Annotated in this window: 16 protein-coding genes; 10 read left to right on the forward strand and 6 right to left on the reverse strand. The window is 62.0% G+C overall.

The window, feature by feature from the left end; genetic code table 11:
- Positions 1-80: 80 nt before the first annotated feature.
- Both DMO26_RS18130 and DMO26_RS18135 read left to right on the forward strand, forming a co-directional pair.
- Positions 81-1,019 carry a phosphotransferase family protein gene (locus tag DMO26_RS18130; RefSeq protein ID WP_226951340.1) on the forward strand — a complete coding sequence of 313 codons (939 nt, stop codon included), beginning with the start codon at positions 81-83 and terminating at the stop codon, positions 1,017-1,019.
- Positions 1,020-1,170: 151 nt separating this feature from the next.
- Positions 1,171-1,641 (forward strand): SRPBCC family protein, encoded by a 471-nt coding sequence (locus tag DMO26_RS18135; RefSeq protein WP_117193557.1) that lies wholly within the window; start codon positions 1,171-1,173, stop codon positions 1,639-1,641.
- Positions 1,642-1,765: 124 nt separating this feature from the next.
- Here DMO26_RS18135 and DMO26_RS18140 read toward each other — a convergent pair whose 3' ends face one another.
- Together DMO26_RS18140 and DMO26_RS18145 are read right to left on the reverse strand one after the other, a co-directional pair.
- Positions 1,766-3,091, reverse strand: coding sequence for a GGDEF domain-containing response regulator (locus tag DMO26_RS18140; protein WP_117193558.1), 1,326 nt, complete (start codon positions 3,089-3,091; stop codon positions 1,766-1,768).
- 152 nt (positions 3,092-3,243) lie between these two features.
- Positions 3,244-4,158, reverse strand: a complete 915-nt coding sequence (locus DMO26_RS18145) for a LysR family transcriptional regulator (RefSeq protein ID WP_117193559.1) — start codon at positions 4,156-4,158, stop codon at positions 3,244-3,246.
- Between the two features lie 118 nt (positions 4,159-4,276).
- On the opposite strand from DMO26_RS18145, the gene DMO26_RS18150 reads away from it, so the two are divergent.
- From DMO26_RS18150 to map, 3 genes are all read left to right on the forward strand, one after another.
- A complete protein-coding gene (locus DMO26_RS18150) occupies positions 4,277-4,891 on the forward strand; it encodes a pyridoxamine 5'-phosphate oxidase family protein (protein ID WP_117193560.1) in 615 nt (204 codons plus the stop codon).
- A 109-nt stretch (positions 4,892-5,000) separates the two neighbouring features.
- Positions 5,001-6,089: an LLM class flavin-dependent oxidoreductase gene (locus tag DMO26_RS18155; protein ID WP_117193561.1), complete on the forward strand. Its 1,089-nt coding sequence runs from the start codon at positions 5,001-5,003 to the stop codon at positions 6,087-6,089.
- A gap of 15 nt (positions 6,090-6,104) precedes the next feature.
- Complete coding sequence (map, locus tag DMO26_RS18160) at positions 6,105-6,860, forward strand: type I methionyl aminopeptidase (RefSeq protein WP_117193562.1); 756 nt, start codon at positions 6,105-6,107, stop codon at positions 6,858-6,860.
- A 254-nt stretch (positions 6,861-7,114) separates the two neighbouring features.
- On the opposite strand, the gene DMO26_RS18165 is transcribed toward map, so the two are convergent.
- Positions 7,115-7,330 carry a hypothetical protein gene (locus DMO26_RS18165; protein WP_117193563.1) on the reverse strand — a complete coding sequence of 72 codons (216 nt, stop codon included), beginning with the start codon at positions 7,328-7,330 and terminating at the stop codon, positions 7,115-7,117.
- Between the two features lie 289 nt (positions 7,331-7,619).
- On the opposite strand from DMO26_RS18165, the gene DMO26_RS18170 reads away from it, so the two are divergent.
- Positions 7,620-8,798, forward strand: coding sequence for a YbfB/YjiJ family MFS transporter (locus DMO26_RS18170; RefSeq protein ID WP_226951341.1), 1,179 nt, complete (start codon positions 7,620-7,622; stop codon positions 8,796-8,798).
- A gap of 129 nt (positions 8,799-8,927) precedes the next feature.
- The gene (gene sbmA, locus DMO26_RS18175; RefSeq protein ID WP_117193565.1) at positions 8,928-10,208 is read left to right on the forward strand and encodes a peptide antibiotic transporter SbmA; all 1,281 of its coding nucleotides are present in this window, start codon (positions 8,928-8,930) and stop codon (positions 10,206-10,208) included.
- A 500-nt stretch (positions 10,209-10,708) separates the two neighbouring features.
- On the opposite strand, the gene DMO26_RS18180 is transcribed toward sbmA, so the two are convergent.
- Entirely contained in the window at positions 10,709-11,710 is a 1,002-nt protein-coding gene (locus DMO26_RS18180) for a polysaccharide deacetylase family protein (RefSeq protein ID WP_205421238.1), read from the reverse strand.
- 217 nt (positions 11,711-11,927) lie between these two features.
- On the opposite strand from DMO26_RS18180, the gene DMO26_RS18185 reads away from it, so the two are divergent.
- The 3 genes from DMO26_RS18185 to DMO26_RS33750 all read left to right on the forward strand — a co-directional run bounded on the left by DMO26_RS18185 (position 11,928) and on the right by DMO26_RS33750 (position 14,460).
- Entirely contained in the window at positions 11,928-12,599 is a 672-nt protein-coding gene (locus DMO26_RS18185; RefSeq protein WP_117193566.1) for a tetratricopeptide repeat protein, read from the forward strand.
- A 32-nt stretch (positions 12,600-12,631) separates the two neighbouring features.
- The gene (gene der, locus DMO26_RS18190; RefSeq protein ID WP_117193567.1) at positions 12,632-14,068 is read left to right on the forward strand and encodes a ribosome biogenesis GTPase Der; all 1,437 of its coding nucleotides are present in this window, start codon (positions 12,632-12,634) and stop codon (positions 14,066-14,068) included.
- Between the two features lie 242 nt (positions 14,069-14,310).
- The gene (locus DMO26_RS33750; RefSeq protein ID WP_162894960.1) at positions 14,311-14,460 is read left to right on the forward strand and encodes a hypothetical protein; all 150 of its coding nucleotides are present in this window, start codon (positions 14,311-14,313) and stop codon (positions 14,458-14,460) included.
- A 19-nt stretch (positions 14,461-14,479) separates the two neighbouring features.
- Here the strand turns inward: DMO26_RS33750 and DMO26_RS18195 are convergent, their stop codons facing one another.
- Positions 14,480-15,544: a glycosyltransferase family 4 protein gene (locus DMO26_RS18195; RefSeq protein WP_117193568.1), complete on the reverse strand. Its 1,065-nt coding sequence runs from the start codon at positions 15,542-15,544 to the stop codon at positions 14,480-14,482.
- 145 nt (positions 15,545-15,689) lie between these two features.
- Entirely contained in the window at positions 15,690-16,616 is a 927-nt protein-coding gene (locus tag DMO26_RS18200) for a sugar kinase (protein ID WP_162894961.1), read from the reverse strand.
- Between the last annotated feature and the right edge of the window lie 226 nt (positions 16,617-16,842).

The raw sequence follows: 16,842 nt of genomic DNA on the forward strand, positions 1-16,842 counted from the left end.
TTTTCGTTTCGTAGATCAATTGAGAACTCCCGCAGGTCCGCACAATAGGTCCAGAGATGGTGCCGCAACGAAGAACGACCTTGGAACTGGACACCGATATCGTTCAAAGACTTGTCCGGCGCCTCGATGCCGCTCTGGACGCCAGCGGCTTTGCTCGTCTTGAAGGTGGCAGCACGGAGGTTTACAAAATTGATCTTAAAAAGCCCGACGGCGGGGCGCTGGTGCTCAAGATATATCCCGACGAGCCGGAATGGAGCCTGTCGAAGGAGGCGCTCGTTGCCGGTTGGCTTGAGAATCTGGCGCCGCTCGTTCCGCGATGGCTGCATCTCGACGAGTCGCGTACCCTCCTGCCGCTACGCTACGCCTTGCTGACGCTGCTGCCCGGCCGTTCTCTGCGCCACTGGATGGCCGAGCCTGATATCGAACAGGCCTATCGTCAGATGGGCGCGCTTTTGAGGCGCATTCATGCGATCCCTATGCCCGCCTATGGTTATGTGCGTGCCCACGGGATCGATAAGCCGTTATCCACGAATGCAGAATATATGACGGCGGCGTTTGAGGACGTGTTCCGCCGTTTTCGGGACCTTGGCGGCGATGCCGATCTTGGGAACCGCCTGCAGCAGCTAGCCTCGGGAAGCTTCGTTCTCCTTGATGAAAGCGACGGTCCGGTTCTCTGCCATGACGATTTCCATCAGGGCAATGTCCTTGCGATCCGCGATGACGCAGGAAGGCTTGGATTGAGCGGATGCCTGGATTTCGGAAATGCCCGCGCGGCCGACAACCTCTTCGACCTTGCAAAAGCCCTCTTTTGCTCTGCGCACGAAGACCCGCGCAGCTATCGGCCCATCCTCGATGGTTACGGCGCGGTCGATCACCCGGATCCCGAAAGGGCGCTTTGGCTCTACACTCTTTTCCATCGGACGAGCATGTGGTGCTGGCTGACCAAGCTGGGCCTGAATGCGACGGCCGAGAACGGTCCCGGCGGACTTATCCGCGACCTGCGCCAGATGACCGCCTGAACTCGGGAAGCAGCCTGCCTCCACCGGATTGTTGCACTTCGTCCGGAATTTTTTATCTGCCCTGTCGGTTCCGGATTTCCTCTTGCGTCCTAGGTTCAACATCGGATCTGATGTTTTCAAAACCCTTCAAACGTCCCTGGGAGACAGGAAAATGACCGCACATACCGCCACTTATTCGCTGCAGCTGGTTCGCGAGCTGAATGCTCCGGCCGACAAGCTCTTCAAGGCCTGGACGACACCGGAGCGGATGGGCGAATGGTTCTGCCCGAAGCCGTGGAAGGTGACCGAAGCGAAGGTGGATCTGCGTCCCGGCGGCTCGAGCTATATCCTGATGGAAGGGCCGAATGGCGAGAAGATTCCCAATTACGGGATCTATCTGGAGGTGGTGCCGAACAAGAAGCTCGTCTTCACCGACGCCTATACCAGCGCCTGGGTGCCGTCGGCAAAGCCGTTCATGACGGCGGTCGTCGAATTCGAGGATCTCGGCAACGGCCGCACCAAATACACGGCGACCGCCCATCACTGGACCGAGGAAGACATGGCGGCCCACAAGGAGATGGGCTTCGAGGAGGGCTGGGGCATCGTCGCGACCCAGCTCGAAGAGGTCGCCAAGACGTTCTGACGTCGTTCCGGCGCAGGAGCCATCCGGGCCAGGCTCGGGTGGCTTCCGCCCTCGACGCTTTACGGGCTATTTCAGGATGCTGCCGGAAGCCATTAAAAACCAAGGCGAATCCGGCTTTCTGAAGTCAGTTCGGCTCGGGCAGCAGCGCTTCCGGAAGCGTCAGGCTAGAATAGACGCGGTTGCGGCCGTTCTTTTTCGCCATGTAGAGAAGCTGGTCGGCGGCGTTCAGCTGATTGCCGAAAGTCTCGCGTTCCTCCATCTCCACCACGCCTGCGGAGATCGTCACCGATATGGTCGTGTTCTGCAGCGGGATATCGGTGGCCTGGACGCGGGCGCGGATCTGTTCGCAGAACGAATGAGCCTGGAACGCGTTGGTGTCCTTCATGTAGATCGCGAACTCTTCGCCGCCCAGACGAGCGGCAAGATAACGGTTGGCGGCGCTCATCTCGTTCAATATGCCGCCCAGGGTCTTCAGCACACGGTCGCCGGCCTCGTGGCCGTAGTTGTCGTTGACCGACTTGAAATGGTCGATGTCGAGGATCGCTATCGCATCGTGCGACGATACGGGCCGCAGGAGCGGGTTCTTTTCGAAGAAGAAGCGGCGATTTGCGAGGCCGGTCAGGTGGTCGCGTTCCGCCAGGTAACGCAGCCGTTTCAACTGGGTCAGCGTCTCGACATTGTTGTCGATGCGGCATTGCAGCTCTTCCGGCACGAAGGGCCGATAGATGAAATCCGAGGCGCCTGCCTTCAGGAAGCTCGCCGAAAGGCGGCGGTCGGACGAAGACGAAACGCCGATGATGCGCAGCTCGTCCGAAGACCGCGTCGCGCGGATGCTTCTCGTCAGCTCGTATCCGTCCATGTCGGGCATGTGATAGTCGGTGATCACCAGTTCGATGGCGGCGTTCTCGGCGAGGAGATCGAGAGCCTGCCTGCCGGAAAGCGCTTCGAAGACGCGGAAGTTCTGCCGCTCCAGGATTTCGACCAGGCCTGAGCGGGCCGACCGTGCATCATCCACGACGAGAACGGAAAACGCGCCGTTGGTCAGGATGCGATCGACGGTCCTGACGACCGTGTCGACCGTCCGGTTGTCGCTCTTGACGATATAGTCTATAATTTTACGTTCTGCGTAGCGGGTGCTGGTTTCGTCGTCCAGGGTCGCCGTGAAGACGATCGTCGGGACCTTGTGTTCGGAAAGCAGTTCTAGGATTTCGCCCTGGGGGGCATCGGGCAGGTTGAGGCCTGTCAGGGCCACGGTGAATTTCCGCGTCGTCAACAGAAGGCGCGCTTCGTCGAAGCTCGCACAATGAAAGGTTCTGGCGCCGGTCTCCTGTTCGAGCCGCTGCCGCAGCAACGTCGAAAGGGAGGCGGAATCTTCCACAATGAGAATATCATTGGATGATTCCAGGTTCGGACCGTCCTGATCGGGTAGATTTCCGGTGTCGCCGTTCATTCCAATTGCCTAAAATATTGTTTCCATCATCTGATTATTCTTGAGGAATTACCATTCTCTTAGACGGGGAACCTATATTTTCTGCCGAAATTTTGTAATCAACTACCGGTGGTCAAGCTCGGCGCCGGCATTGGTTCGCCATGGCGAATGGACTAGGGTTCAAGCGCAATATCGTCCAGCCGTCGGCGTAGGCGCGGTGCCGCGAAATCCAGGAAGCTGCGCAGTTTGAAAGGCATGGCGCCCTGTGCCTGATGGACCAGATGCACGGGTGCCGCGGCGGGTTCGAAAGGTTGGAGCGCGATCTGCAGCAGGCCCTTTCCCACAGGCCCTGCGGCCTGGTAGGAAAGCACGCGGGTCAGGCCCACGCCGGCAATGGCGGCATCCAGCGCGGCTTCCGCGGTGTTGACCCAGAGCCGGGAGCAGACTTCCACAGCGCGTTCGCGCCGCTTTCCCGGCTGCGTGAATGTCCATGAGGTCGAGCCCAGGGCGTCGAAGGTAACCACCGGCTTGCCGGCCAGATCTTCCGGGCGGGCGGGTATTCCATGCTGCGCGAAAAAAGCCGTGCTGCCGCAGACGATCCATCTGACGTGGCCCACCCGCATCGCGACCATGGAACTGTCGGCGAGCTTGCCGATGCGCACCGCAAGATCGATGTGATCCTCCAAAAGCTGGGCGTTGCGGTCCGAAAGCAGCAGCCGGATGTTGATTTGCGGATAGAGAGACAGGAATTCGCTGACCAGAGGCAGGACGTGAAGGCGCCCGAACACGATCGGAGCGGTCACCACGAGATCGCCCTTCGGTGCGCTCAATTCGCCTGCGGCAGCGCGTTCCGCCTCCGCGATCTCGTCGAGGATGCGCCTGCAGGACTGGAAATAGATGCCGCCGGCATCCGTCACGGCGAGGCGCCGGGTCGACCGCGCCAGAAGGCGCGTGCCGAGATGCGCTTCCAGTTCCGCCAGTTTGCGGCTGACGGTCGGCAAGGGCATGTTCAGCCGGCGGCTGGCCGCCGTGAGACTGCCGGTCTCGGCCGCCGCGACGAAGGCGGACATGGCTTCCAAACGGTCCATCATTCTCTCGGTAATTGAGACAATATCTTTCAAAGGTAGATGATTATGGCGAAATACGAAAGAAGCTATTGTGCATTTCCAACCTGCATCTGCTGGAACGTTCAGGCCGGAGGACGATATGACCTACACCTTTCTCGACATCGCTTCGACGCCGAGCGTGAAGGCCGCCCAGGAGGCGAACGGCAGTCGCGACTATTTCGAGGTTGCCGGCAAGGAACGGACCTTCGACCGCTTCACCCCGGCGGAGGCCGCCTTCATCGCCGCGCGCGACAGCTTTTACATGGCGACGGTTTCCGAAAGCGGCTGGCCTTATGTGCAGCATCGCGGCGGTCCCACGGGTTTCCTACGCGTTCTGGACGACAGGACATTCGCCTGCGCCGACTTTCGCGGCAATCGCCAGTATATTTCCGTCGGCAATCTGGCGGCGAGCGACCGGGCGTCGCTAATCCTGATGGATTATCCCGGGCGGCAGCGCTTGAAGATCTTCGCGCATGCCGAAACTTCCGTCGATCCGGCGGTCCTTGCGCAGGTTTCCGTCGAAGGCTATCGGGCCAAGGTCGAGCGGGCGCTGGTCTTCCATCTCGACGCCTTCGACTGGAACTGCCCCCAGCACATCACGCCCCGCTTCACGATGGCCGATATCGAAGAGGGCGTGGCGGAGCTGAGGGGACGGATCGCCGAACTCGAAGCGGAAAACCTAGCGCTGAAGGCGAGGATCGCTCCGACGGCGTGACGGTCTGCAATCCATCCATTTTCTCGAACAATTCCTTCGAAAGAATAGCATTTGTGTGAGCGGTGCCCGATATCTATCTGACGGGCATCAACGAACGGATTTTTGAGACATGGAACTCGGACTTCATACCTTTGGCGATGTCGATGCCGCGGCCCTCGACAAGGGTGCCGAGGGCGCGCGCCGCATCAGGAACCTTCTGGAAGAGATAGAGCTTGCTGATCAGGTCGGTCTCGACGTCTTCGGGCTCGGTGAGCATCACCGGCCGGACTACGTGATTTCCTCTCCCGCCACGGTGCTTGCCGCCGCTGCCGCGCGGACGAAGAACATCCGGCTGACGAGCGCCGTGACGGTGCTATCCTCCGACGACCCGGTGCGCGTCTTCCAGGAATTCGCGACCGTCGACCTGATCTCGGACGGCCGGGCGGAGATCATGGCGGGCCGCGGCTCGTTCATCGAATCCTATCCGCTGTTCGGCTACGATCTCGGCGATTACGACCAGCTGTTCACCGAAAAGCTCGACCTGCTGCTCGCCATCCGCGACCAAGAAGTCGTCACCTGGCAGGGTGAGACGCGTGCGCCGATCAACGGCCGTGGCGTCTATCCGCGCCCGCTGCAGCGGGAACTGCCGATCTGGATCGCGGTGGGAGGCACACCGCAGTCGGTGGCGCGGGCCGGCGCCATGGGCCTGCCGCTCGCGGTCGCCATCATCGGCGGCGAATATCCCCGGTTTGCGCCTTTCTTCAACCTCTATCGCGAAGCCGCCCGTCGCGCCGGCCATGATCCGGCGACGCTAAAAACCAGTATCAACGTCCACGGCTTCATCGCCGACACGACCGAGGCCGCCGCCGACCAGTTCTACGGCCCGCAGGCGGAAGTGATGAACCGCATCGGCCGGGAGCGCGGCTGGGGGCCGACCAATCGGGCGCATTTCGACCAGTCGCGCTCGGCCCTCGGCAATCTTTTCCTCGGCGAGCCGGAACTGGTCGCCGAAAAGATCGTCGCCGCCCACAAGGTGTTCGGCATGGACCGGTTCCTGCTGCAGATGGCGATCGGCCCGATGCCGCACGACCAGGTGATGCGCGGCATCGAACTCTACGGCACGAAAGTCGCCCCCATCGTCAGAAAAGAACTGGGGGTGGCCAGAAAAGAATTGACGGACCCGGCCGATGGCGCGAAACCGGCAGCCTTGTCGAATTAGGATGCAGGGCGGGCCATGGTCATCTCCACCGAACACGAACTGGCGAAGCTGAAGGATATCGGCCGCCTCTGCGCCCGGGCGATGGAGACGATGGCGAAGTCGCTCGAGCCGGGGATCACCACCCGCGAGCTCGATGCGATCGGGCGCAAGGTGCTCGAAGACAACGGCGCCCAGTCGGCGCCGGAGACCTGCTACCGGTTTCCCGGCGCGACCTGCATCAGCGTCAACGAAGAAGTGGCGCACGGCATTCCCGGCGACCGGGTGATCAAGGCGGGCGATCTCGTCAACATCGACGTCTCGGCCGTCAAGGACGGCTTTTTCGGGGATACGGGCGCATCCTATGCGGTGCCGCCGATCAAGCGCGAGATCGAAAAGCTCTGCCGCGACGGCCGCCGCGCGCTGTGGACGGGGCTGCAGCAGGTGAAGGCCGGCAAACCGATTGCCGGCATCGGCAATGCGATCGGCACTTTCGCCAAAAAGAACCGTTATACGTTGATCACCAATCTTTCGAGCCATGGCATCGGGCTCACCCTGCATGACGAGCCCAAGGAAGTGCCGACCTGGCCGGATCCGAGCGAAAACCGGATGATGGAAGAGGGGCTGGTGTTCACCGTCGAACCGTTTCTCTCGCTCGGCGCAGAATGGGCCGAGGACGGCGGCAACGGCGATGTCTGGACACTCTACAGCGACCCGCGGGCGCCGACCGTCCAATACGAACACACGATCGTCGCCACCCGCAACGGGCCGGTCATCCTGACGCTGGCGGATTGAGTTTTTTTCCGACAAGGCTTTGGAGCGGGACCAAACCGCCGAAATTTCGATGGACGGGCAGATCCTATGGACAAGCCTCAAGGTAACGACGGAGACCGATTTGCGCGGTATCTGAAGTGATCTCTGCGAGTCGCGAGATTTGCCCGGATCAATTGCGGTTGCCGCACGCTCGTCGTCCTCGGGACTGTCCCGAAAATCCATGCGCGGTCAATCATCGACGGTCTGTCCGTCGTCGTTTCGCTTCAGCGGTTGAATCAGCTCAGCCGGCTCTTCCCGGCCACTGCATCCGCGCTGCGGTAGAAGGCGTCGACGCGTTCTTCGTGCAAATGGGCCAGGAGCTGGCGCGAGTGGACGCGGGCGGCGCTTTCCATGAGCTGGGCAAAGGCCGCGTAACCGACGGAATCGGCGCGGCGCAACTGCGCGATCAACGGATCGACGAGCACTTCCGAAAGGGTCAGGTCCTGTTCCATGAGGCAACCTCCGCCATCCCAACGACGCAATGAAAATGCGCTTCATTCATGTCAGCAACAAGACGAAAGTCGTATTGCGGCGCATCAAATCGTCGCGGCGGTTGCGTGATTTTCGCGTGATCTTACATGCGCTGCAACATAGGGAATTTCTGACAGGGAATCAGAAGGTTCCCGCCCGAGTCCCCCATCCCGTTTTGGCACGGCAGTCATTAACGGTGTTCATTGCAGCAATGACAATTCCTCATTTGTCGCGGACCGGCGCGGCTGCGATAACCGCACGATGCTACAGATGAACACCGGCTATTCCAGCCGCCCGCTGATGATCGGTTTTGCCGGCGCCATGGCCATGGCGGCGGCGATGGGTTTCGGGCGCTTCTTCTACACGCCGATCCTGCCGGGTATGATCGGCGGCATTCCGCTGTCTGCGGCCGACGCCGGCACGATCGCGGCCGGCAATTTCGCCGGTTATCTCGCCGGCGCCATCCTGTCGGCCTATGGCTGGGCGGCCGGCCGCGAGAGGAAGGTCGCGCTCGGCGGCCTTCTGGCGACCGCGATCCTGCTGGCCGCGATGGCCGCGACCACCTCGGTCTTCGCCTTCACCGCGATCCGCTTCCTCGCCGGCGTGGCGAGCGCATTGGCGATGATCTTCACCTCGTCGATCGTGCTGCCCTATGCGGTCGGCCGCGACAATGTCAACGTGCTGCATTTCGGCGGGGTGGGCGCCGGCATCGCGCTTTCTTCGGCGCTGGTCTATGTCGTCAACACGACGGGCGGCGGCAACGATCTCGGCGGGATGCATGGCTGGCAACTGAACTGGATCGCCGGGGCGGCGATCGTGTTCGCCGTATCCGCCGCTGTCGCATGGCTGCTGCCGAGGCAGGTGCTCGGGACGGGTTCGGTGGTCGAGCCGCCGCTTGAATGGCGCCGGCCCCTGGTGCTGCTGACGCTCTCCTACGGCCTGTTCGGCTTCGGCTACGTGATCACCGCGACCTTTCTCGTCACCATCGCGCGAATGGGCGAGGCGGGGCCGGTCGTCGAATTCCTCGCCTGGTTCCTGACAGGTACGGCCGCTGCGGTTTCCCTTCTCCTCTGGCGGCCGTTCGTCAACCGTGTCGGGCTTGCGGTCGCCTATGTCGCAGCCCTCGGCACGGAGGCGGTGGGCGTGCTCGGCTCCGTCCTGCTGCCGCCGACGGCAGGCGCGCTTGCGGGGGGCCTACTGCTCGGCGCGACCTTCATGGTGATCACCGCCTATGGCCTGCAGATCGGCAGAAAGCTTTCGCCCGACAGTCCGCGCCGGGCGCTTGCCGTGATGACGGCCGCCTTCGGCACCGGGCAGATCATCGGCCCGCTGGTGGCCGGGTGGGTGGGGCAGGCGAGCGGCAGCTTTACGCTGCCGACAGTGCTTGCCGCAGCCGCACTTGCCGTCTGCGTTCTTCTCGCGTGGCCGATCGTGCGCCGCACAAGCTAAAAAACCCGTGCTTACAATTGCGTAACAATGGCGTGCGGCCATTGCCGCCCTCTTGGAACTGCCTTAGTTTCGAGTTCAACAGTCGTGCCGCGACTTCAGCACACTCGAACTCAGGAAAGCCAAAGCTCCGTGTTCCACTCCTTCTTTCCCCGACCGAAACTATTCTTTTCGTCCGCGATCATCTGGTCATTGGTCTGTATTATCGTGTGGTACACGGTCGGGCCTCAGTTGGGAGCGGCCGTCGGTCTTCCACCGCTTCCGGACGGGGAAAGGCCGCCGATCGGACTGGCGTTTTTTCTGACATCTGAAAATATCTGGTTCTACATCTATTTCGCGATTTTCGTTTTGCTCTTCGGAGTGGCCTGGAAGGTGATGGACCGCCAGCACCCGTGGTCGAACTGGTCGATCTGGGGTTCGGCCTTCATTATCTTCATTGCCTATTTCAGCGTGCAGCTATCGGTCGCGATCAACAATTGGCGGGGACCGTTCTGGGATCTGGTGCAAAAGGCATTGTCGGGCGACAAGAGTGTGACCGCCGCGTTGCTCTATGAATACCAACTGCGGTTCCTCGAAATCGGCGTTCTCAGCGTTATCCTGAATGTCGTGTCGGCCTTTTTCACCAATCACTATGTGTTCCGTTGGCGCACGGCCATGAACGACTACTACCTGTCCAAGTGGGAGAAGGTGCGGCACATCGAAGGTGCCTCGCAGCGTGTGCAGGAAGACACGATGCGTTTCGCCAATATTCTGGAAGGCCTCGGCGTCGTCTTCGTCAATTCGGTCATGACTCTCGTCGTGTTCCTTCCGCTGCTCTTTTCGCTTTCGGACCATATTTCGGAAATCCCGCTGCTCGGTGCGGTTCCCCATTCCCTGTTCTGGCTTGCCATCGTCTGGTCTCTCTTCGGGACCGTGCTGCTGGCAGTGGCAGGTATCAAACTGCCAGGACTGCAATTCCGCAATCAGCGCGTCGAGGCCGCGTTCCGCAAGGAACTGGTTTATGGGGAAGACCATGCGGATCGAGCCGATCCCGTAACGGTGAAGGAGTTGTTCGAGAACGTTCGCAAAAACTATTTCCGCATGTATTGGCACTATCTCTATTTCAATATCGCGCGCTATACCTACGGCCAGCTCGACGCCATCTTCATCAGCGTCATCCTAATCCCCACCTTCGCAGCCGGCCGCATTACGCTGGGCATTTGGCAGCAGGTATTAACGGCCTTCGGCGAAGTCAGCAATTCCTTCCAGTATCTCGTCAGTTACTGGTCGACGATCATTGAACTCCTGTCCATTCACAAGCGCCTTGTCGCTTTCGAAGCAGCGATCGACGATCAACCGCTGCCGGAGATCGACCAGCACTATCTGCAGCGTGAGGCCGAAGGGGGCGAACTCGCTGCCGACCGGCCGTATTGAGCTTCTATGGAATTCAACGCAGCACGTTTGGCCGCGCCGGATCGTCATTCCGGCGCGGTTTTGCTTTTGGACAGGCATCGCATTGCGATGCCTCGGGAATGGGGCAGGCGGGGTATTTCAGGGTATCGGGTATGTCAGGCTTCCACCTGCCCCGACCGTTTTCGTGGTTTTCAGAGGATTTCCGAGCCCTCTTCGGCCACGTCCACGACCATCACCGGAAACCGAGTTTCAAACCCAGAGGAGGAGGCCGGTTCGCGAACCCGGTTTCCCATCCGATGACGGGTGAAATTGTCGGATGGCTGTGGGGGGCGGGGACGAAAGGGGAAGGTGTGCTGTGATAAGCAGCTGAAAACACGGGATGATTTTTTGCGGATCGATGAAAATCATCCCCGTTTTCGCTCGCAGGATAAGGGGTCGGATCGAAGGGCCGATCCGCCCGCGCGCCGCTGGGTTCGGCGACCACATATTCAACAGGCGGTGTGCTGCCGGCGAGGCAGGGATCAAAGCCCCGACGCCGGTTGCGGCTTCTCCCGCTCCGCGATCATTCCGATCGCCTCGGAATAGCTCACGCAGGCGACGTCCTTGATGCCGCAGACTTCGGTGACCAGGCGTTCCATGGCCCGCCAGTAGGCGCCGCCGTTCATTTCGACGAAATGGAAGCCGAGCTGGAGGGGAATGCGGTCGCCGTCGTACTGCCTGTCGAAGGCGGCCCGGAAGGCGGAATAGGCGCGGCCCTCGAACTCGGCCGAACCGCTCGGATTGTCGAGACCGCCGGAATGGCGGATGAAGAGATTGTAGTCCATGCCGATGATCGGCCGGTTGGACGGGCCTTCCGGGATGAGCGGCAGGCCGAAGCGGATGAGGCCGTTCTTTTCCTCCGGCATCGCCGGTCCCTTGGTGACGAGGCTTGCATCATAACGGATGCCCGCCTTCCTTTCGGCCTCCACCATGCCGGGGCTCACCGAAAAATAGGGCGCACGAAAGCCGCCGATACCGTTCGCGACGAAATTCCTCCAGCCTGCCGGTTCTTCGGATGCGGCGCCATTCGCCTTCCAGGCATCGGCGAGCACGCGGCGGAAGGCCGCAAATTCCGCGCTCCAATCATCCGCCGTCCAGTCCTTGCCGTCGAAATGGCCGCAGGTGTGGCTGGCGATATCGTGTCCTTCGAGATGCGCCTGCCAGACATGGGCAAGCCTTTCCCGCGCTTCGGCGGCATCCCTGGCAAAGCCGATATTGGACCTGCCGGGCTTCTGGCCAGGGGCCTGATAGCTCCTGGCATCGGCTCTTGCGATCACCAGCGTGCAGGAGAGGAAATAGGTGAAGTGGGCATCGACGCGTTTGGCGATGTCGCGGCTGCGCTGCCAGAGATCGTTCGCGCCTGCCCCGTCGAAGGAGATCATCACCAACTGCTTCGGCTTTTCCCTCGCACCATTTTCCCCGGCGCTGGCGGGTGCGGATGCGGCAAGCAGACAAAGGATGAGGGGGAAGGCAAGGGAACGCATCAATGAGACCTGACTCACGCGAAAAGAACCGAGCCGTTGTGATCGGCGAATAAGGCGAAGCTTTGAATGAGCCGCCGGAAAAGCGGATTCCTGCACGAAGGCCGTTAACAAGCTTTCCGAGATTCGTGCCGGGCGCCTTACATCGGGCCTTACATATCAGGGAAAATAGGCTAGAAGGCGCTTTTCCGCATGATGGGCCGAGGGGCCGGAGACTTTGATGGCGAACAACGACGACAGTTTTATCCGCGAGGTGAACGAGGAACTTCGCTCCGACCAGATGAAATATGCCTGGAACCGGTTCCGGCCGCTCGTCATCGCGGTCGTCGTGCTGATCGTCGGCGGCGCGATCGCCCGCGAGGGCTATAAGTACTGGGATACGCATACGTCCTCCCAGTCGGGCGACCGTTTCCTGGCCGCGCTGAAGCTCGCCAACGAGAACAAGCCCGACGAGGCGCTGGCCGCCTTCGAGGCGCTCGAAAAGGACGGGACCGGCGCCTATCCGGTGCTCGCCAAGCTGCGCGCCGGCTCGGTGCAGCAGGCCAGGGGCGATACGACGGCGGCGATCGCCACCTTCTCGGCGGTCGGCAGCGACGCGAAGGCGCCGCAGGCGATGCGCGATCTTGCCAAGATGCGCGCCGCGTGGCTGTTGATCGATACCGGCACCTACGATCAGGTTTCGGCGCAGGTACAGGCCATGGCCAATCCCGGCAATCCGCTTGCGGCCTCCGCCCGCGAGGCGCTGGGACTTGCCGCCTACAAGGCCGGCGACATGAAGAAGGCCAAGGAATGGTTCCAGCAGATCGCCAACGACGCCTCGACGCCGCGCAATATCGCCAATCGCGCCCAGATCATGCTCGACAACATCGCCGCCTCCGGCAAGGCGCCCTAACTACCCGCCTCTTGCGGTTCTAAGGAAAAACAATGAGCTTCACCGTCGCCATCGTCGGACGCCCGAATGTCGGCAAGTCCACGCTTTTCAACCGGCTGGTTGGCAAGAAGCTGGCGCTTGTCGACGACACGCCGGGAGTTACCCGCGACCGCCGACCGGGCGAGGCGAAGCTCGTGGATCTGCGGTTCACCATCATCGACACGGCGGGCCTCGAAGAGGCGGGACCGGATACGCTCGAAGGCCGCATGCGAGCCCAGACGGAAGCCGCCATCGACGACGCCGATCTGACGCTTTTCGTGGTGGACGCGAAATCCGGCCTGACGCCCCTCGACAAGACGTTCGGCGAGCTTCTGCGGCGCAGCGGCAAGCCGGTCGTGCTGGTCGCCAACAAATCCGAGGCGCGCGGTTCTGACGGCGGTTTCTACGATGCCTTCACGCTCGGGCTTGGTGAACCGGTGCCGATCTCGGCCGAACACGGCCAGGGCATGATCGACCTGCGCGACGCGATCGTCGAGGCGATTGGCGAGGAGCGGGCGTTTCCGGAAGACGACGAGGACGAGGCCGAAACGGACGTGGATGTCCGGGATGCGATCAACGGCGCGGACGAGGAGGCCGAAGGAGAGGTCGAGCCGGCCTATGACGAGACGAAGCCGCTGCGCGTGGCGATCGTCGGGCGGCCGAACGCCGGCAAGTCGACGCTGATCAACCGTTTCCTGGGCGAAGACCGGCTTCTGACCGGACCGGAAGCCGGCATCACCCGCGATTCGATCTCGGTCGAATGGGACTGGCGCGGCCGCACGATCAAGATGTTCGACACGGCGGGCATGCGCCGCAAGGCCAGGGTGCAGGAAAAGCTCGAAAAGCTCTCCGTCGCCGATGCGCTGCGCGCCATCCGGTTCGCTGAGACCGTGGTGATTGTTTTCGACGCCACCATTCCCTTCGAGAAGCAGGACCTGCAGATCGTCGATCTCGTTCTGCGCGAAGGCCGCGCTGCGGTGCTCGCCTTCAACAAATGGGATCTCGTGGAGGACGCACAGGCGGTTCTGGCCGATCTTCGCGAAAAGACGGAGCGGCTCCTGCCCCAGGCGCGCGGCATCCGCGCAGTGCCGATCTCAGGCCAGACGGGCTACGGCCTCGACAAGCTGATGCAGAACATCATCGACACCGACCGGGTGTGGAACAAGCGCATCTCCACGGCGCGGCTCAACCGGTGGCTCGAAGGCGTGCAGATCCAGCATCCGCCACCGGCCGTTTCCGGCCGACGCCTGAAGCTCAAGTATATGACGCAGGTAAAAGCCCGCCCGCCGGCCTTCATGGTGTCCTGTACCCGGCCGGAGGCTCTACCGGAAAGCTATGTCCGCTACCTGATCAACGGCTTGCGGAACGATTTCCAGATGCCCGGCGTGCCGATCCGGGTGCACTTCAAGTCGGGGGACAACCCGTTCGAGGGGCGGAAGAAGAAGCGGTAGGAGGCGGGGAGTTTATCCCCGCACTTGCAATTTCCGACACTTAGCTAAGCTAAGACGTTGGAGATTGCTTTCTCTCCCACAAGCAGGGAGATGTCGGTGCGGCATCCTCAATGCTCTCCCTCTCCCCTTGTGGGAGAGGTTACAAAATCAGCACCTTAATTTTAGTTGGATGCCAGATTTTTGTTGGTAAGGGATAACCTTCGGCGCCAGGCTCGCAATCCGCTTGCCATCCCGCTGTATACATGATCTTTTCCCACACGGTTCGCGACGCTGGAGGGCAGCGCGATCATCGGGAGGAGAATTTCATGATCATCGCCGGTCTTGTGGCATCCGTCTGTCTTGGCGTCGCCAGCATCGCATTCTTCGTCTGGCGCGACAGCAAACTCGGCTGAAGGCCGGCAGGCGAGGGCCTCAGACCGTCGAAGGCCGGATGCCCTTGGTCGGGCCCGGAAGCATCGGGCGGCGGCCTTGCGCGATCATCACGTTGTTGAGGAACTGTTTCGACGCCGCTTCCCAGGTGAAGTTGCGGGCGAGCTTTCGCGCGTTGTCGCGGGAGCAGTGGAGTGCCGCAAGGCAGGCTTCGCGCAGGTCCTCGTTGAGAGCTCCGGCCCCCGAACCTTCCTCGATGATATCGACCGGACCGGTGACCGGATAGGCTGCGACCGGCACGCCGCTCGCCAGCGCTTCGAGGATGGTGTTGCCGAACGTATCGGTCTTCGAGGGGAAAACGAAGACGTCGGCCTGGGCATAGGCGCGGGCGAGATCCTCGCCGGTCTTCATGCCGGTGAAGAGCACGTTCGGATAGCGCTTCTCAAGTTCGGCGCGGGCCGGGCCGTCGCCGACGACCACTTTCGAGCCCGGAAGATCGAGATCGAGGAAGGCCGGAAGGTTCTTTTCCACCGCGACACGACCGACCGTCATGAAGACCGGGCGCGGCAGGTCGAACGGGCGTTCGTCTAGCTCCATCGGGTGAAAAACCGTCTGGTCGATGCCGCGGCTCCAGCGCAGCAGGTTCTTCAGGCCGAGTTTCGACAGTTCGCGCTCGAGGCTGGCAGTCGCCACCATGCAGCCGTTGCCGGCATTGTGGAACCAGCGCACGAAGGCATGCAGCCAGCGGACCGGGATCGGGAAACGGGCCGCCACATATTCCGGAAAGCGGGTGTGGTAGCTCGTCGAGAAGGGAACGCGGTTCTTCAGGCACCAGCGGCGTGCGAGCAGGCCGAGCGGCCCTTCGGTGGCGATATGCACGGCGGTCGGCTGCGAGGCCTCGATCGCGGCGGCGACCTTCCAGGAACTGGCGATCGACAGGCGGATTTCCGGATAGGTCGGGCAGGGGACGTTGGCGAAATCCTGCGGCGTCACCATCACCACCTCGACGCCCATGCGGGCGAGTTCACGATTGGTGTTTTCGATGGAGCGGACGACGCCGTTCACCTGAGGATACCAGGCATCCGTGACGATGGTAATTCTGGTCATGCGAAAGGCCCGACCCCGTTGCCGCTCCGCCTGCGACTCGCGCCGGCGTACACGTTTTCAGCTCTCTATCGGAAAAGATTGTAACAGGAAGATGATGGGGATTTCTTGCCCCGCGAACGGCCGGTTGAGCTGCGCCCTCCACGCCTTATCCCGGCAAGAGTGCCGGGCTGATCAGCGCGCCGTGGTGGCCGATGACGACGGAGGCGACGAAGGCGGCGTAGGCGGCGGCTTCGGCGGGCGAGGCGCCGCGCACGAGGCGGGAAAGGAAAGCCCCGTTGAAGCTGTCGCCGGCACTGGTGGTGTCGATCACCTGCGCGGCCATCACGGCCGGAGCGTGGGAGACGGGTGAGCCGCCGAAGCTCAATGTCGCGCCTTCCGCGCCGTTCTTGACGACGACGTTTTCGACCCCGAGCGCATGATAGCGGGCGATCGTGTCGGCGACCGTCCTGTCGCCGAAATGGGTCGCCTCGTCGTCGAAGCTCGGCAGGACGAGGTTGGCGGCGCGGGCGCCGGCCTCGATCGTTCTCAGCATATAGTCCCTGCCGGCTGGACCGGCCGGCCAGAGGCGGGGACGGATGTTCGGGTCGAATGCGACCTGCTTGCCGGCGGCCTTGGCGCGACGCAATTCGGAGAGCAGGGTTTCGACGGCTTCCGGCGCCAGGATGCCCAGCGTGATGCCGGAGAAATAGACGATGTCGGCGGATTCGATCGCGGTGCGCAGATGGTCGGCGTTGTCGGCGAGCTGCTTGGCGGCGGCGGTGTCGCGCCAGTAGCTGAAGGTGCGTTCGCCGTTCTTCAGCGTGATCAGGTAGAGGCCGGGCGTCTTGCCTTCGATGCGGCGGATATGACCGGTGCCGATGCCGGCCTCCTTCATCATCGCCAGCATTTCGGACGAGAGGGGGTCGTCGCCGACGGCGGTGAAATAGTCCACCGACCATTCCGCCGGCAGGCAGGCGCGGGCATACCAGGCGGTGTTGAACGTGTCGCCGGCAAACCCCTTGCGCAGCAGGCCTTCACCCGCCTGCGACAGTTCCACCATGCATTCGCCGATCGAAAGAAGTTTTCCGCCCAATTGTCGTTCCCTCCAGATATCTACGACGAACAGGATCGCGTGCGGGCCTGGACATACTCCTTCTCCCTCCGTCATTCCTGTGCCTGTCAGAGGAATCCAGCCACGCGCAGCCCTTTGCGCGAAAGGACCTTTCCGCGCCGCAGACGCGGGTGCTGCTGGATCCCCCTGACAGGCCCAGGGATGACGGTGGAGGGTTTTGCAGGCTTGCACCGCCACCGTCGCCGTC

This window comes from Rhizobium terrae (assembly GCF_003425685.1).
In the GTDB taxonomy this organism is placed as follows: Bacteria; Pseudomonadota; Alphaproteobacteria; order Rhizobiales; family Rhizobiaceae; genus Neorhizobium; species Neorhizobium terrae.

Coding starts and splice junctions, on each gene's coding strand:
- DMO26_RS18135 (WP_117193557.1), top strand. CDS start 1,171: ATGACCGCACATACCGCCACTTATTCGCTGCAGCTGGTTCGCGAGCTG.
- DMO26_RS18140 (WP_117193558.1), bottom strand. CDS start 3,091: ATGAACGGCGACACCGGAAATCTACCCGATCAGGACGGTCCGAACCTG.
- DMO26_RS18145 (WP_117193559.1), bottom strand. CDS start 4,158: ATGGACCGTTTGGAAGCCATGTCCGCCTTCGTCGCGGCGGCCGAGACC.
- DMO26_RS18150 (WP_117193560.1), top strand. CDS start 4,277: ATGACCTACACCTTTCTCGACATCGCTTCGACGCCGAGCGTGAAGGCC.
- DMO26_RS18155 (WP_117193561.1), top strand. CDS start 5,001: ATGGAACTCGGACTTCATACCTTTGGCGATGTCGATGCCGCGGCCCTC.
- map (WP_117193562.1), top strand. CDS start 6,105: ATGGTCATCTCCACCGAACACGAACTGGCGAAGCTGAAGGATATCGGC.
- DMO26_RS18165 (WP_117193563.1), bottom strand. CDS start 7,330: ATGGAACAGGACCTGACCCTTTCGGAAGTGCTCGTCGATCCGTTGATC.
- DMO26_RS18170 (WP_226951341.1), top strand. CDS start 7,620: ATGAACACCGGCTATTCCAGCCGCCCGCTGATGATCGGTTTTGCCGGC.
- DMO26_RS18180 (WP_205421238.1), bottom strand. CDS start 11,710: ATGCGTTCCCTTGCCTTCCCCCTCATCCTTTGTCTGCTTGCCGCATCC.
- DMO26_RS18185 (WP_117193566.1), top strand. CDS start 11,928: ATGGCGAACAACGACGACAGTTTTATCCGCGAGGTGAACGAGGAACTT.
- der (WP_117193567.1), top strand. CDS start 12,632: ATGAGCTTCACCGTCGCCATCGTCGGACGCCCGAATGTCGGCAAGTCC.
- DMO26_RS33750 (WP_162894960.1), top strand. CDS start 14,311: ATGATCTTTTCCCACACGGTTCGCGACGCTGGAGGGCAGCGCGATCAT.
- DMO26_RS18195 (WP_117193568.1), bottom strand. CDS start 15,544: ATGACCAGAATTACCATCGTCACGGATGCCTGGTATCCTCAGGTGAAC.